This window comes from Fodinicola feengrottensis, assembly GCF_039530045.1.
Lineage (GTDB): Bacteria > Actinomycetota > Actinomycetes > Mycobacteriales > HKI-0501 > Fodinicola > Fodinicola feengrottensis.
On record NZ_BAAANY010000022.1, the window covers coordinates 77,891 to 93,449 of the forward strand.

Below are 15,559 nucleotides of genomic sequence, written 5' to 3' on the forward strand. Positions count from 1 at the left end.
CTACGCCTTGGGTTTGAGGAGGTCGACCTTGGCGCGTTCGGCCTGCCGGACCTCGTCGCTGGCCATCCCGGCCTCCACCCGCAGCACCAGCGGCTGGCTGAGCGCCGAGTGCCGGGCGGTGACCTCGATGGTCTGGTCGCGGGCCATCGAGAAGCGTACGTCCACCGGGCTGCCCTTGGGCTGGCCGGACGGGATGCCCATCAGCCGGCCCTCGACGATCTTCTTGTTGTCGCCCAGCCGCTCGCTCTCGTCCGCGGTGGCCTGCTCGTACACCTCGACCAGCACCTCGGTCTGGTTGTCGGCGACGGTGAAGAACCGCTGCTCGCTCTCGACCGGAAGGGTGTCGTTGGCGTGCGCGAGGAACTCGACATAGAGCTGGCCGCTGGAGTCGGCCAGCGAAAGGCCGAACCCGCGGCTGGTGACGTTTGAGACCTCGGTGTCGACCAGCTGGGCGGCGGCCGTCGCGGACAGGCCGTATTTGGCGGCCGCGTCGCGTACGGCAACGTCCTTGTCGACGCCGGTGGCCGACTCCACGTACGCCTCCAGCTCCTTCTTCTGACCGTAGATCGCGGCGCCCTTGGCGACCGCGAGGTCCGGGTCGGCGAGCTGCGGGTTGAAGCCGAACTCCTCCTGCAGGCGCCGTGCCACCGCCGGTGACTTGGACATGCCACCGACCAGCAGCACCTTGTCGATCGTCGGCGCGCCCCGCTCGGCCGCGGTGGCCAGCACCCGCCGGGTCAGCTCCAAAGTCCGTTCCAGCAGGCTGGAGGTCAGTTCCTCGTACGCCTGCCGGGTCACCGTGATCGACGCGCGGCCGCCGTTGTGGATGACGAAGGCGTCGACCTGCTCGCGGCCGGTCAGCGACTGCTTGGTCTCCTCGGCCATCGTCAGCAGGTCCTGCGCGCCGTAACTGTCGTCCAGCGGGTCGCCGGCCTCCGGCTGCTCCGCGACGAACTGGGCCGACAGGTACGTGGTGAGCTGGTCATCCCAGTCGGCGCCACCCAGCTCGTGGTCGCCGTCGGTGGCGACCACCTGGATCTTCTTCGTCGCGAGCTTGATAACCGTCACGTCGAAGGTGCCGCCGCCGAGGTCGTAGACCAGCACGGTCTCCTCGGCGATGTCACCGGTCTGCGCGAAGCCGTACGCGAATGCCGCCGCGGTCGGCTCGTTGATGATGTCGACCACGTTCAGACCGGCCAGCTCGCCGGCCAGCTTGGTGGATTTTCGCTCCGCGTCGCCGAAATACGCCGGTACGGTGATCACCACATCGGTGACCGTCTGGCCGGTGGCGCGCTCGGCGTCAGTGGTCAGCGCGCGCAGGATCAGCGACGAGATGGCCGGCGCCGAGTAGTCCTGGCCGTGCACGCGTACCCGCCAGTCGTCGTCTCCCATATGCCGCTTGACCAGGCTGACGACGTCATCGGGGCGTACCCGCGCGTTCCGCTTCGCCTGGATGCCGACCACGATGTCGGTCGGCGAGTCGAACATCACCACCGAGGGCGTCGCCGGCTGACTGTCGGCGTTCGGGATGACCGCCGGCCGGCCGTACTCGTCGACCTGGGCGATGCAGGAGTACGTCGTACCCAGGTCGATGCCGTACACCTTGTTAGCCGCGGGGCCGGTGCCAGGGGTGGTCACGGTGGTGCCTCCATCAGACGGAAACGGTGCTAACCGCTGTTACGAATTGTCGGCCCACTCGGTTCCCGGGTCCGCCGTGACGCTGGTCGCGGCGGCGGGATCGTAGAGCGCGACCTCGACCTCGGCGACCCGCACGGTGCTGCCGTCGTCCCGGCCGAAACCGAGCCGGACGGTGCGTACGACAGTGCCGTCGGCCGCCTTGTCCGCGGTCCTGACCCGGCCGACTCCCAGCTGTCTCACGGAGTCAAACGGCTCACCGGGCTGCGGCTGGTACGAACGAACCCCCGCCGAGGTGTCCAGGATCTGCAGCAGTTGTGTGCGCAGAAGGGCAGCGTCGCTGGTCTTGTCGTCCCCGGCCAGCTGCAGCATCTGGTCGTGCAGCCGGAGCAGCCCGGCCAGCAGCGGCGCGAGCGCCTTGGCCAGCTCGCCCTCGCGCAGTTTGGTGTTCTCCGAGTGCAGCTTGTCGAGCAGGTCGGCGTCCCGGGTCCGCAGCCGGCGCAGCTCCTCCAGGGCGTCGGGCAGCCCGGTGACCTCGTTGCGCAGCGCTGTCAGGTCGGTCCCGAGCATCACCATCTCGGTCTTCAGATCCGTCTTCAGATCGTCGACCGCGGCCCGTACCTCATCGGCCCCGACAGGCTGCGCGGCCGCCTCTTCAGGCTCGACCGCGGGGTCGGCTGGCGCGTCCGCGTCAGCCGGTTCCGTCGGTTCGGAGAATTCGTCGTCCTCGGTCATTTGCGACCCGGAGTCCAGTTCAGGCCCCAGCCGTACGTCTGATCCAGGATCCGCTGGGCCCCGCGCACGTACCGCACTTCGCGGTTGATCACGATCTCGCCGTTCTGGTTGGTGAGCAACGCGATCGCGCACATCGGCGCGCGTGGGTCGTGCTCGTCCAGCCGTACCTCGATCTGCGGCCCGCTCTGCGGGAAGATCGTCGCGACGCCGTTGGCGGCCGCCCAGTTCGGGGTGCCTTCGTAGATGTAGGCGAAGATCAGGATCCGCCGGATCAGGTTGGCCCGGGACAGGTCGATGAACATGTTCTCGCCGCCCTGGCTGCTGCCGGAGCGGTCATCGCCGTCGAGCCGGATCAGCGGCGCCCCGCCGGACAGCGGGATGGCCTCGAACGCGTTGCCCAGGGCCTGCACCACCCCCTTGTCGCCGTCGGTGAACTCGAACATGCAACCGAGGTCGAGGTCGATGTCACCGCCACCGGACAGCCGCTTGAAGAAGCCACCGCCCTGGCGTTGTGCCCAGTTCAGGTTGACCCGGATCATCCCGCCGCTGCTGCCCTGCTTGGTCAGCGAGACCGCCGGCGCCTGCTTGGTCAGAGTCACCTTGGACAGGTTCACGCCCGGTTGGGCCTGCGGCTGCGCGGCCGGCGGCTGGTTTTGTGGCGCGCCTTGCGGCGGGTACTGCTGCTGGCCAGCCGGCGGATACTGCTGCCCTTGCGGGGGCTGCGGCGGATACTGCTGGCCCTGCGGCGGCTGCGGTGGGTACGCCGGCGGCGGCTGCGGTGGGTATTGCTGGCCCGGTGGGGGCTGGGGTGGGTACGCCGGCGGCGGTTGCGGCGGATAGCCGCCCTGCGGTGGATATCCCGGCGGGGTCGGCGGTGGATATGCCGGCGGCGGGGATGGTGGTGGGTACGACGGCTGGCCGCCCACCGGCGGGGCCGTGGGAGGAGCGGCCGGCGGCGCCTGGGGTGGTGGAGCCTGCGGCGGCGGGGCCTGTGGTGGTGGGGCCTGCGGAGGTGGCGCCTGCGGTGGTGGTGCGGCCGCGGGTGGCGGGGTCGCTGGCGGCGGCGCGGCCGGCGGCTGACCGCCCTGCGGACGTTTGGGTGGTCGGTTGTAGTCAATGGGCATTACTGAGCATTCCTCCTCAGGCAGTCGTGAGAGTCGTACGAGGTGACCGGCTCTCAGACCTTCACAGTCTCCTGCTCACCGGAGCCGGCGCCTTCGACGGCCGCCTCACGGCGGTTGCGTACCAGCGACGAGATGAACGCGGCGGCGATGAACGCGACGCCGATCAGGCCGGTGACGACCTCCGGCACCTCGAACCTGATGGTGACCATCAGGATGATCGACAGCGCGCCGATCGCCCACATCGCGCCGTGCTCCAGGAAAACGTACTCGTTCAGGGTGCCCTTGCGGACCAGGTAGACGGTCAGGGACCGGATGTACATCGCGCCGACGCCGAGGCCGATGGCGATGATGAAGATGTCCGAGGTGATGGCGAAGGCGCCGATCACGCCGTCGAACGAGAACGACGCGTCCAGGACTTCCAGGTAGAGGAACAGGAAGAAAGCCGCTTTGCCGACAGCCTTGACGGTGCCGGACGGCCCACTCTTGGCAGCCGCGCCTTCCGCTTCCTCGTGTGCCTCGTCCGCGGAGGTTTCGAACAGCTCCCCGAGGCCGTTGACCAGCAAGTACGAGACGATGCCCAGCGAACCTGCGATCAGCACGACGGTCGGGTTGTTGTGTGCTTGCGTACCGGTCAGCGTCTCGGCCGCGATCAGCAGCACGATCAGCGCGATGACCACGTTGAGCTGGTCCAGCTTGCCGATCTTCGCGAGCGGCCGCTCCAGCCAGGTGAGCCAGCTGATCTCGTTGTCCTCCAGCACGAAGGCCAGGAAGATCATGAACAGGAACATGCCGCCAAAGGCCGCGATCGCCGGGTGCGCCTCATGCAGGTGCTGGGCGTAGCTGCCCGGTCCAGTGCCGCCCTGCAGGGCCAGCTGGATGACCTCGACCGGGTTCAGCGGCGCGGTGATCGACACGATGATCAACGGGAAGATCAGCCGCATGCCGAAGACCGCGATCAGGATGCCGACGGTCAGGAACATCTTCTGCCAGAACGGGCTCATCCGTTCCAGGATCGTCGCGTTGACGACGGCGTTGTCGAAGGAGAGCGAGATCTCCAGGATCGACAGGATCGCCACCAGCAGCAGTGACTGGAAGGCAATGCTGAGCGTGCCGCCCTCACGGAAGCCGAGTAAGAAGCCACCGACCAGGCCGACAGCGGTCAGCACGAAAGCCCATCGGAATGTCTTGAGGATCAACGGGTCCCCCTAGTTGATGCCAGCGCGACCGGTGCGGGTCAAGAGTTGACCAAGGTTTCGCCTTGTCCCGCCGGTCAATGGTCCGGCCAGCCTATCGGGCTGCGGCCAGCCCGGCCGGTCAGCCCGCTGGGCCCGCCGGAACGAGTGTTCCAGCAGGCCAAAGCCGTTGCCTGGAACGAGTCGAGCCCGGCCGCGTACCTGCGTGCGACCGGGCTCGTACGACGAAAGCGTTGGTTAGACGTTCACGCCGAAGTCGCGGGCGATGCCAGCGAGGCCGGAGGCATATCCCTGGCCGACCGCGCGGAACTTCCACTCGGCGCCGTTGCGGTAGAGCTCGCCGAAGTTCATCGCGGTCTCGGTCGACGCGTCCTCGGTGAGGTCGTAACGTGCCAGCTCCTGGCCGTTGGCGTCGTTGACCACCCGGATGTACGCGTTGCGGACCTGGCCGAACGACTGGGTGCGCTGCTCGGCGTCATAGATCGACACGGTGAACACGATCTTGTCGATGTCGGCCGGCACCGTGGCGACGCCCACCTTGATCGACTCGTCATCGCCCTCGCCCTCACCGGTGAGGTTGTCACCGGTGTGCTGGACGGAACCGTCCGGCGAGGTCAGGTTGTTGAAGAACACGAAGTGCTGGTCGGTGGGCACCTTGCCGCCGGTGTTCAGCAGCAGTGCGCTGGCGTCGAGGTCGAAGTCGGCGCCGGTGGTCGTACGGGCATCCCATCCGAGCCCCACGGTGACCGCCGTCAGGGTGCCGCCGGCCTCCTTGGTCAGCGAAACGTTGCCACCCTTGGAGAGACTTACTCCCACTGGATTCCTCCCGATATGAATGGCGGCTGCGACCGGTGCCGTTCAGGGATCGGACGGCCGTCTTGCGCCGGACATGCTTGAGAACGTGCACGACTGTATCCATGGTTCCCAACTCCTCGCAGCTGGAAGTGTCCTCTCAGCTGCTTCTAAGGCTGGGTTCGGCGCTGGTGGTGGCGGTTTTGGCACCTCTCGGGCCTCGGGCGTCGCTTGTGTCACTTTCGTCACGTATGACGATAGGGGGGTGCGGCGCGAAATTGTCGTAGGTGTCTGTTTTTCTTTCCCCCTCCCTTTGAACGGGCGGGGGGTGGGTTGAGAGGTAGTCCTTAATTTTTAGTTGAACGTTGGTCCTCGAACCCGCCCCCCACCCGTTCACTGGGTGGGGGCAAATCTGCCGGAGGGGTACGACAGTTTCGCGCCGCACCCTGTGTAGAGCTGCGCAATCGGATTCCGATTGTGCAGCGGGTGGGTGGGGTGCCCTTCGGGTGGAGCCTCAAGGAAGAACGGGGTCGACGGGTGGGGTGCGGGGTTGGGTGAGGGTTCGTTTGCGAATGTCACAGTACGGTTCACAAACCGGGCAAAACTTCGCCATATCGCGACATTCGAGTGGGCGCGCGGGTCGCGGTGACGAGAGCCGCAGTGGTCTAGGTCCGTACAGGCTGCCCGGAGGGGCATCGTGGCCGAACGGATGGATGCTTCGGTGTGGCCTGGCTGCGCAGCCCTGGCACACTGCTGCCTAGAGCCCACGGCCACCGAGAGCCACACGGCTGCCGAGAGCCACCAGCCCACCCGAGCGGAGGAAGTCATCAGCGAGAGCGCTACCCGGTGGGTCGACGTGTCCGACCGGGATCCGGGCACCGGGATGCGGGAGGTCGCGGCGGCTACCGCGTTGCCGGGGTGGAGTTGGCTGGAGCGCACCCTCACCTCGGTACGCACCACGTGGCCCGAGTCCGCGGTCGCGCTGCGCTGGGACGGGGTCGCGCCCGGTGAGTCCGGCGTCGAGTATTCGGTCCGCCTGCACTCGTACCAGCCTGGACCCCGGGTGGCCCGGCAGGTCACCTTCACGGTGAATGTGCCGACCGTCCGCAAGGACGAGGTGCGTACGGTGCTGCCCGCCTGGCACCGCACCAGCCGCTCGGACCAGCCCGGGACCTCGACCTTCACTCGTACGAAGGACGACTCCGGCGCCGAGGCAACGGCCCGCGAGGTGGTGTCGCAGGTACGCCGGCTGGCCATCGACCTGCCTGGCCAGAAAGTCATCGTGGTGGCCGGGCCGGTGCCCGACCGGGCCGCCGCCGACCTCGCCAACCTGCTCGCCGACGCCTGCGGAGTGCCGCGGGACCAGCAGCCGACAGTCTCCGTCGACACCACACCGCTGCCGGGCCGCGTACGTGAGCCGTCCCGGGCGCCGGCCGATGCGCGGCTGGAGGAGATCCAGGGCCGGTTGGCCGCGATGGTGGGCGCCGAGCCGCTGAAGGAAGAGGTGCGCCGGCTGACCGCGGTCGCACGGGTGGAGAGTCGCCGCAAGGAAGCCGGCATGCGCGCCTCTCGCGCGGCTCGGCACACCGTGCTTCTGGGCCCGTCCGGCACCGGTACGTCCAGTGGCGCGGGCATCCTCGCGGACCTGTACGGCGCGCTCGGACTCCTGCCGCAGGGCCAGCTCGCGGTGATCGACCCGGACTACATTTTCTCCGGCGGCCAGGCTGTCCAAAGCATCACCTCGGCCTTCGAGGCGGCCCGCGGCGGCACCCTGCTCATCGAGGACATCGACTCACTCGCCGCACCGGACATCGCGCACGAGGCGTTGGACCCGGTGATCGACACGCTCGCCCGCCTGATGGACTCCCAGGCCGAGGACACCGTGCTGATCCTGGCGGGTAAGCCCGGCGGTGGCGAGCGTTTGCTGGAGGCCTTCCCAGCACTGCGCACCCGGCTGGCCACGACCGTACGGCTGCCGTCGCTGACAGTCGACGAACAAGTGACGCTCTTCGAGCGGCTCGTCTCGACCGGCGAGTACAAGGTCGACGAGGGAGTCACCGAGCGTCTCCGTCAACACCTGAAGTCCGGTCCAGCCGAGCTCCGCGAGGGCGGCGCGCGGACGGTGAAGCGGTTGTACGAGGCGACGGTCGAGCGCCAGGCCCACCGGCTGGCCGAGGGTACGCTCACTGACCTGCGCAAACTCAGCCTGCTCACGGTCGAGGACCTGCCAGTCGCGGTGGCCGCAAAGGCCAGGACACCCGGATCGGACACGGCTCTGACCGATGCGCTGGGACGGCTTGACAGCCTGGTTGGGCTCAACGACGTGAAACGCGCGCTCCGCGACCTGGTGGACCTTGCCCGGGTGACCCGCATGCGGCAGTCCGCCGGCGGCTCCGCGCCCGGCCGCGGCCACCACCTGATTCTGGTCGGCAATCCCGGCACCGGGAAAACCACGGTCGCCGAACTGCTCGGCCAGATCTTCGCCGCGCTTGGGGTGCTGTCCAGGGGACATGTCCACACGGTCACCCGTCGCGACCTGGTGGCCGGCTACGTCGGGCACACCGCACAGCGCACCCGGGCCGCGGTCGAGGCCGCGCTCGGCGGAGTGCTGTTCGTCGATGAGGCGTACGCACTGTCCACAGGGGACGGTCGCGACTTCGGTCCGGAGGCGGTCGCCGAGCTGATCGTGGCGATGGAGCGGCACCGCGACGACCTGGTCGTGGTGGCGGCCGGATATCCGGCGCCGATGGCCGAATTCCTGGACTCCAACCCGGGTTTGCGGTCGCGTTTCACCAAAACACTCACGTTTTCCGACATGTCGGCGGCCGAAGCGACCAAGGTGGCCGAGCTTTTCGCCGCTGAGGCCGGGCTCGAGCTGGCCGATGGTACGACCGAGGCGCTGGCCACCTTGTTCGGCCAGATCGCTGGCCGCGACGGCTGGGCCAGTGCGCGTACGGCCCGCACTGTGTACGAGGACGTTCTGGTACGGCAGGCCCGCCGGCTGGTCGGCGAGCTGGAGGTCGCCGAGCTGCTCGGAGAGAAGTTGACCGACGACCAGCAGAGCGCGCTGGCTCGGGTGATCACGCCCGACGACGTGCCGACGCCGCAGGAATGGTCCTCTTGATGAGGGGGAAATAGGTGGTTACCGAGTTCGTACGGGGGCAGAAGAGCCAGCTGTCCGCGCTCACCGACGGCACCGATCTCTACGTGGGCATTGTCCTTGAGGGATCGGGCAGTTGGGATATTTCTTGTTTCGGCTTGGACAAAGACGGGCAGCTGTCGGACGACAGCTATTTTGTCTTCTTCAACCAGCCGAAGTCGCCGGAGGGGTCCATCCAGAAACTGGGCCCGCAGTCCGGCGACACGGATTCCTTCCGGATCACGCTGAACCAGGTGCCGGACAAGATCGAGAAACTTTCCTTCTGCGCCGCCCTTGACGGTGCCGGCAGCGCTTCGCAGATCGCTCGCGGCTATCTGCGGCTGGTGGCTGGGGGCACCGAGGTCATGCGGTACGCCTTCAGTGGCAAGGATTTCACTGCCGAGCGCGCGGTGATGATCGCCGATGTCTACCGCAAGGGTGTCTGGCGGGTTGCCGCGGTTGGGCAGGGCTTTGCCGGCGGTTTGGCTGAGCTGCTGAAGTCTTTCGGCGGCGAGGTGGCCGACGAGGAGCCAGCACCGACCCCGGGTTTCGCGGCACCGCCGGGACAACCGGCCGCCGCGCCGGGTTTTGCCCCGCCACCAGGCCAACCGGGCGCACCTCAGCAGGCCGCGGCCGTACAGCTGGGCGGCGGTCAACCGGCGGCCGGTGCGATCGCCGACCTGCCGAGCGGTTCGGTGCCGGACCTGCCGATCAACTCCCAGCCAACCCCACCCGGCGCGATGGTCAGCCTGGTCAAGTACAAAGAGCAGGCGACCACCGGCCGGTGGACCAAGCAGAGCTCCAAAATGGTCAAGGTGACGCTCGGCGCCGACGCGTACGCCAAACGCGGTTCGATGGTCGCGTACCAGGGAAACGTGGAGTTCGACTACAAGGGCTCCGGCGGCATGCGGCAGTTCTTCGAGGCCAAGATGACCGGCCAGAAGCTGCAGCTGATGACCTGCAAGGGGCAGGGCGAGGTGTTCCTCGCCGAGGACGCCACCGACCTGCACATCGTCGAGCTCAACGGGCAGTCGTTGTGTATCAACGCGAACAACGTGCTGGCCTTTGACACCACGCTGAAAACCGAGATCCAGCGGATCGAGTCGGCTGGCATTCCCGGTGGGGTGATGTTCCACTTACTGGTCAGCGGCCAGGGCACCATCGTGGTGATGACGCACGGTACGCCGGTCACGCTGCCGGTCGCCGGCCCGACTTTCGCTGACGTCAACGCGGTTGTCGCGTGGACGGCCGGGATGCGGGTGAGTGTTTCCAGCCAGGTACGCATTCAGCGCAATATCTACGCCGGGGTGTCCGGCGAGGCCGCGGCCCTGCAGTTCATGGGCATGCAAGGACATTTCATCGTCGTGCAGCCGTTCGAGGTCTAGGGGGAGCCGTGGAAGGAAGCCTGCTACAGAACTACGGTACGACCCCGATCTACGATCGGATGTCGAACCACGGTTCGAAAATCGCCAAGGTGGTCCTGCAACCGGGCCAGGATGTGTTCTGTCGTACCGGATCGATGATCGCGTACGAAGGCCTGATGGACTTCAACCCGAACCCGCCGCAAATGGGCCAGTGGCTGAAGTCGTGGGCCACCGGTGAGGGCGTCCCGCTGATGATCGCCACCGGTCAGGGGCTGCTCTATCTTGCCGACTACGGCAAGGAAGTCATTATCGTGCAGCTGGCCGGCGAGGGAATTTCGGTCAACGGCAAGAACATTCTCGCCTTCGACATGAGCCTGCAGTGGGGCATCGAACGGGTCAAGGGCGTCAGCATGTTGTCCGGCATGGGAATGTTCAACGTGGTGATCCGCGGCACCGGCTGGGTGGCGCTGACCAGCAAGGGCCCGCCGGCGATGCTGGACACCCGGGAGGCGCAGACGCTGGTCGACACCGACGCGTTGGTCGCTTACACCGATGGCCTCCAGGTGGTGCCCAAACGCACCATGAAGCTGGGCAGCCTGATCGGGCGCGGCTCCGGCGAGGCATTCCAGCTGGGCTTCTCGGGCGCTGGATTCGTGGTCGTACAACCGAGTGAGGACGCCCGGCCGGCGTTCTCACTCCGAGGCTGAGGGGGAAGAGATGACGTATCCACCGCAGGGATATCCGCCGCAGGGTGGCATGCCGGGCCTGCCGCCGCCTCCGATGCCGATGCCGGGCGCGCCGATGCCGGGAATGCCAGGCATGCCGCCGATGGGTGGTGGAATGCCTGGGCCGCTCGGATTCGGCGGCCAGGGTTCGAACACCCTGCTGGGCAACCAGCCGAACCCGTCAACCGACGCTTTCGTTCTGCAGAACGGGAAAATGCTGAAGGTGACGCTCGGCCAGCAGTCCGGGATGACCGAGTGCTATTCCCGGGCCGGCGGCATGGTGGCGTACCAGGGCGGCATCAGCTTCGACGGCAACCACTCCACCTGGGGCCACTACTTTTCCGGGCTGTTGTCCGGAGAAACGCTCGGCCTGATGAAATGCCATGGTTCTGGCACGGTTTACCTCGCGAACCAGGCCCAGGACGTGCACATCCTCAACCTGACCGGTGATGGTTTCACGGTGGACGGCAAAAACGTCCTCGCGTTCGCCCCGGAGCTGGACTGGGACATCGTACGAATCGACACCGGCGGCCCGCAGATCGCCGGCGCCGGCGGCTTCAACATCGAGATGACGGGCACCGGCCAGGTCGCGGTCACCACCACGGGTGCGCCGCTGGTGATGAAGGTGACTTCGCAGAACTACTACTTCGCCGACGCGGACGCGGTGATCGGCTGGTCCTCCAGCCTGCAGGTCTCGATGCAGGCGGCGGTCACCACATCCTCGGTGTGGAAGCCGCGGGGCAACACCGGTGAGTCGTGGCAGATGCAGTTCGCCGGCGAGGGGTACGTGGTGGTGCAGCCCTGCGAGCTGCTCCCGCCGTACAACGCGCTGGCGGCCGGCGGCCTGGGCGAGCGGTTCGGCCTCGGTGCGGGCCAGACCCCGGGCGGCCCGGCCAGCAACTTCTTCGGCGGCCAGGGCAGTGCCGGCGGCGGATTTGGCGGCGGCCAGGGTCCGGGCGGCCTGCTGGGCGGCCTTGGCGGCTTGTTGGGCGGCCGATAAGGGTCTTTAGTCCCTAGAAATTCTCTCGGCACCGGGTTGTCCTCAAGGAGGGCCCGGTGTCGTTTTCGGTCCGGCCAAAGGTGGCCGTACCGGATCTTCCAGCCACGATATCCGGACTACTGTTGACACGTCCGAATAGCGGAGGTGTCAAGTCCATGCAGCTGGGGGGAAGCCGGTCGTGGCGGATCGCCATCGACGAGTGGAACGAGTCCCTCCTGCTGCCACTGTGGATCCGGGCCGCGGAGCGGATCAACGTGCCACCTGGCGGCATCGTGCCCGGCCCGCTGGACTTCGACTTGCTGCCGGCCGCATCCGTCCACGACCGGTCGACGTTGGTCGAGGGCTGGCACACCTGGTGGCATGCGGTGGCCGGAGCCGCGGACAGTGCTCCGCTGGAGTCGTACGGGCCGCCGGATTTTGCCGGCCTCGCTGGATCACCGGCGCTCGCCGCGATCACTCGGGCTCGCTGGGAGGAGGCGCACCGGTGGCACCGTCGTCGCAAGCGCCACGGCATCGCGGAGCTGCGTCCGTCCGAGACGAACCTGGAAGTGGTCGCCTCGGTGGAGCGCGAGATCGGCCACCCGGCCGCGCCCTTCGAGGTGGAGTTCGTCATCCTGCCGGTGCTGGACGACGAGATCAGGCGGGTCCGGGACCTGCGTTTTCTGGTCCCGGAAAGGGTGTATACGAGCGCGCGCTGGCCCCAGTGGTTGCACGGGCTGGTGCGAAGCGTGGCATGAGAGCGTGACTGGAGAGGGAGTGCACGACCCGATGGACAATGTCTTTCCGCAGGCGCTGCTCGATGCTTTCGAGCAGCAGCCGGAAAGTCCGGCCTTCGAGGTGGGTGCGAGAAAGGTCACCCGAGCGCAGACGCTCGAGCTGATCGGGCGATTCGCCGCCGGACTGCGAGCGGCCGGCGCGAAACCCGGGTCCGGGATCGCGGTGGCGACCGGGGTGACCCCGGAGGGTTTCGCGGTGTCGATGGCCGCCAACGTGCTGGGCTGCCGGCTGGTGGGCGTACGAGCCGGTCTCACGCCCGCCCACCAGCGGCACATTCTCGGCCAGGACATTGACATCCTGGTGGTCGACGACGACTCGGCGACTCCCCAGCTTCGCGCTGCGGCCCGTTCGGTGAAGGTTGTCCGCATCGGCCCGGACCTGTTGTCCGGGTACGAAAAACCGGTGGCCACCGGGCGGCCGGAAGATGTCGCGCAGGTGCTCTTCACCAGCGGCAGCACCGGTGACCCCAAGGGTGTCGTGTTCACGTACGCGGCAATGACCCAGCACTGGTCCTGGCAGCCGGCCAACTGGACCCCGCTGACCCGTCAGATTTCCACCGATTACCAGCGATTCCTGCTCTTCGGCTCGCTCACCAGCGGAGTCATGATGGAGCACCTGGCGCTCTGTCTGTTCTCCGGCGGCACCGCGGTGATTCCCGAAGGCATCCCCAACTTTCCTTGGGTGATTGAGAAACTGCGGGCCACCGCGTGCTTGTTGACGGTGCCGCGGTTGCACAAAGTGCTGGATGTGCTGGCGCACCAGCGGGTCGACATCTCCACCCTGCGGTCGGTGAAGGTGGCCGGCTCGCCGCTGTCCGCGCACCGGCTGGCGGAGGGTTTCCAGCGGTTCGGGCCGGCGCTGCGGCAGGCGTACGGGCAGACCGAGATCGGGGTGCTCACCTGGCTGTTCGCTGGCGATGTGGCGCGCTGGCCGGAGACGATCGGCTCGGTTGGTCGGCCGTGCGCCGAGATCGATCTGGAAATTCGTGACGACGAAGGAAAAGTTGTGCCGACCGGGACGGTGGGCGAGATCTACGTCCGAGCACCGTACGCGCTCGCTGGCTATTGGTGTGATCTGGCCGAAACCGAGGCGGTGCTGGTCGACGGCTGGGTGCGTACGCGCGATCTCGGGCATCAGGACGCGCGAGGTTTCCTTTATCTGACCGGACGTTCCCGCGATGTCATCATCGTGAACGCGATCATCCATTACGCCGGCCCGATCGAGAAGGTGCTGGCGTCAGATCCGGACGTGGATCAGGCGTACGTGATTGGCGCCCCGGACGAGAACACCGGCGAGGCCGCCCATGGGTTCCTGGTCGCGGCCGGCGATCGCGAGCCGGACCTCGACGCTCTGCGGGCGTTGGTCGCCAGGGAGCTCGGCGAGGCCGCGGTGCCGGCCACCCTCACTCTGGTCGCCCATGTGCCCCTCGGTCCCACCGGCAAGCCCGACAAAACCCGCCTGTTGTCCGCCATCCGACATCTCTAGGACCATCGCGAGGGTGACGTTGTGGGGCGGCAAAAGCCGCAACAACGTCACCCTTGCGAAGGTCGTCAGGGGGTGAGGGCGACGAGGTCCGAAGGGTCGAGGCGGTAGCCGATGCCCCGGACGGTGGAGATCAGGTCGAACTCGGTGCCGAGTTTCTTGCGGATCCGCCGGACGTGGATGTCGATCGTACGCTCGGAAGGCATGTTGTCCGGGAACTTCCACACCTGCGCGAGCAGGCTGGAGCGGCGGTGCACGCGGTGCGGCCGCTCGCACAGGAACAGCAGCAGGTCAAACTCCAGCCGGGTGAAGGCGATCGTCCGCCGCCGATAGACCACCTGCCGCGCGCCGACGGATATCCGCAGGTCAGGCCCCGTTGGTACGACGGCGGGCGCGGGGAAGTCGACGACCGTGGCGGGCGGATCGACGGCGGCCCGGAGAGCGTCGACGACGTTCGCCGCGAGCTCCGGAGCCTGCGCCGGGTCGCCGTTGATGTGCACGATCAGGGTCAGTTGGCGGGGCCGCGACCGGTCGCCGAGTCGGATGACCGCCGGCAGCAGCCGGTCGGTGGACACGACGTACGGGTCGGCGGCCAGCAGCGAGGGGTGTGGCATGAGGTCCTCAAAGGGGAGTTTGCGGGAAACGGTTAGGAAAGAACCGATCCCACACACGCCTGAGCGCCGACACGGACGAAGTCCACGTGCCGGCGCCGGGTGAGGACAGGGCGAATCACGGGTCAATCAGACCAAGGCAGGCCTGGCCTGTCAATGAGCGGGGTCGCTCGTCAGCGGCCGCGGATCAGCGTGATGATGCCCCGAATGATCGAGATGACCCCGAAAACGGGCAGGCCATAAGCCACGAAATAGGTGCCGCCGCCGCTGGCGTCGGCAATGGCGAACGTCACGATCGAGATCACGATGCCAGCCACGATGAGCGCGACGCCGATGCCGATCTGGATCAGGCCACTGCGGTTGCCGGGCCGCCGAGCCGGCTGGTATGGCGAAGGGCCGCCGAAGGGCATTTGGCCGGGCTGCGGATATCCCGGGGCGGGCGGCTGATACGGCTGGCCGGGCTGCGGGTACGCCTGCGCGGGCGGCGCTGCATAGCCCTGCGGCGGGCCCTGCGGGGCCCCATAACCCTGCGGCGGGGCGAACCCCTGCTGCGGCGGCGCCGGCGGGACCGGCGGCGTGTTCGGCTTCTGCATGTCGTACCCAGGCTGACTCATGACACTCCCCGCTAAAAGGAGACCCGACGGGCCCAAACCCCGGTAATTGCAGCGGATTCCGCCGGCGTTCGGTATCGCCCGTTTGGCTAGTGTCCTGCGCCCGAAGTTCGCTACTTTCTCCGGCGCCCAGACGGCGACTGAGAGCACCGGAGAATCGCCCACATACGCACCAGTGTGAGGACGATCCTCCGGCGCGCTCAGATCACCGTCTGGACCACCGAATAAAGCAACGAACCTCAGACGCAGGACACTAGTAGTACTTTGTTAGGTTCGTAGAATTTGGTGGCAGGTATGGCATGCGCCGGCCCAGGTGGCGAGGATGTGCTGGATTTCTCGTATTATTTGGTAAAGGGTTGGGGGTGGGCCGG

The 15,559-nt window shown here is 67.4% G+C and carries 12 protein-coding genes and 1 pseudogene; 6 read left to right on the forward strand and 7 right to left on the reverse strand.

Annotated elements, in window-relative coordinates; genetic code table 11:
- The 5 genes and pseudogenes from ABD301_RS28075 to ABD301_RS28095 form a co-directional block, all read right to left on the reverse strand.
- Entirely contained in the window at positions 1–1,638 is a 1,638-nt protein-coding gene (locus tag ABD301_RS28075; RefSeq protein ID WP_344313392.1) for an Hsp70 family protein, read from the reverse strand.
- A gap of 39 nt (positions 1,639–1,677) precedes the next feature.
- A complete protein-coding gene (gene grpE / locus ABD301_RS28080; protein WP_163568155.1) occupies positions 1,678–2,370 on the reverse strand; it encodes a nucleotide exchange factor GrpE in 693 nt (230 codons plus the stop codon).
- Positions 2,367–3,116 (reverse strand): annotated as a pseudogene (locus ABD301_RS28085) (TerD family protein); the annotation flags it as partial. The pseudogene ABD301_RS28085 and the gene grpE, both read right to left, overlap by 4 nt.
- A 431-nt stretch (positions 3,117–3,547) precedes the next feature.
- Positions 3,548–4,690: a DUF475 domain-containing protein gene (locus tag ABD301_RS28090; RefSeq protein WP_163568154.1), complete on the reverse strand. Its 1,143-nt coding sequence runs from the start codon at positions 4,688–4,690 to the stop codon at positions 3,548–3,550.
- Positions 4,691–4,924: 234 nt separating this feature from the next.
- Positions 4,925–5,503 carry a TerD family protein gene (locus ABD301_RS28095; protein WP_344313393.1) on the reverse strand — a complete coding sequence of 193 codons (579 nt, stop codon included), beginning with the start codon at positions 5,501–5,503 and terminating at the stop codon, positions 4,925–4,927.
- A 673-nt stretch (positions 5,504–6,176) separates the two neighbouring features.
- On the opposite strand from ABD301_RS28095, the gene ABD301_RS28100 reads away from it, so the two are divergent.
- From ABD301_RS28100 to ABD301_RS28125, 6 genes are all read left to right on the forward strand, one after another.
- Positions 6,177–8,603, forward strand: a complete 2,427-nt coding sequence (locus tag ABD301_RS28100; protein WP_344313394.1) for an AAA family ATPase — start codon at positions 6,177–6,179, stop codon at positions 8,601–8,603.
- Positions 8,604–8,617: 14 nt separating this feature from the next.
- Positions 8,618–10,003 carry a TerD family protein gene (locus ABD301_RS28105; RefSeq protein WP_344313395.1) on the forward strand — a complete coding sequence of 462 codons (1,386 nt, stop codon included), beginning with the start codon at positions 8,618–8,620 and terminating at the stop codon, positions 10,001–10,003.
- 8 nt (positions 10,004–10,011) lie between these two features.
- Positions 10,012–10,689 carry an AIM24 family protein gene (locus ABD301_RS28110; RefSeq protein ID WP_163568152.1) on the forward strand — a complete coding sequence of 226 codons (678 nt, stop codon included), beginning with the start codon at positions 10,012–10,014 and terminating at the stop codon, positions 10,687–10,689.
- Positions 10,690–10,699: 10 nt separating this feature from the next.
- Positions 10,700–11,707 (forward strand): AIM24 family protein, encoded by a 1,008-nt coding sequence (locus tag ABD301_RS28115; RefSeq protein ID WP_344313396.1) that lies wholly within the window; start codon positions 10,700–10,702, stop codon positions 11,705–11,707.
- Positions 11,708–11,862: 155 nt separating this feature from the next.
- Complete coding sequence (locus ABD301_RS28120; RefSeq protein ID WP_344313397.1) at positions 11,863–12,444, forward strand: hypothetical protein; 582 nt, start codon at positions 11,863–11,865, stop codon at positions 12,442–12,444.
- Between the two features lie 4 nt (positions 12,445–12,448).
- The gene (locus tag ABD301_RS28125; protein WP_279580090.1) at positions 12,449–13,969 is read left to right on the forward strand and encodes a class I adenylate-forming enzyme family protein; all 1,521 of its coding nucleotides are present in this window, start codon (positions 12,449–12,451) and stop codon (positions 13,967–13,969) included.
- Positions 13,970–14,034: 65 nt separating this feature from the next.
- On the opposite strand, the gene ABD301_RS28130 is transcribed toward ABD301_RS28125, so the two are convergent.
- Both ABD301_RS28130 and ABD301_RS28135 read right to left on the reverse strand, forming a co-directional pair.
- The gene (locus ABD301_RS28130; protein WP_344313398.1) at positions 14,035–14,580 is read right to left on the reverse strand and encodes a winged helix-turn-helix domain-containing protein; all 546 of its coding nucleotides are present in this window, start codon (positions 14,578–14,580) and stop codon (positions 14,035–14,037) included.
- Between the two features lie 170 nt (positions 14,581–14,750).
- A complete protein-coding gene (locus ABD301_RS28135) occupies positions 14,751–15,191 on the reverse strand; it encodes a hypothetical protein (protein ID WP_163568150.1) in 441 nt (146 codons plus the stop codon).
- Between the last annotated feature and the right edge of the window lie 368 nt (positions 15,192–15,559).

Bases quoted from the DNA above. Each gene is read 5' to 3' on its own strand.
- ABD301_RS28115 (WP_344313396.1), top strand. From the start codon at position 10,700: ATGACGTATCCACCGCAGGGATATCCGCCGCAGGGTGGCATGCCGGGC.
- grpE (WP_163568155.1), bottom strand. From the start codon at position 2,370: ATGACCGAGGACGACGAATTCTCCGAACCGACGGAACCGGCTGACGCG.
- ABD301_RS28135 (WP_163568150.1), bottom strand. From the start codon at position 15,191: ATGAGTCAGCCTGGGTACGACATGCAGAAGCCGAACACGCCGCCGGTC.
- ABD301_RS28120 (WP_344313397.1), top strand. From the start codon at position 11,863: ATGCAGCTGGGGGGAAGCCGGTCGTGGCGGATCGCCATCGACGAGTGG.
- ABD301_RS28130 (WP_344313398.1), bottom strand. From the start codon at position 14,580: ATGCCACACCCCTCGCTGCTGGCCGCCGACCCGTACGTCGTGTCCACC.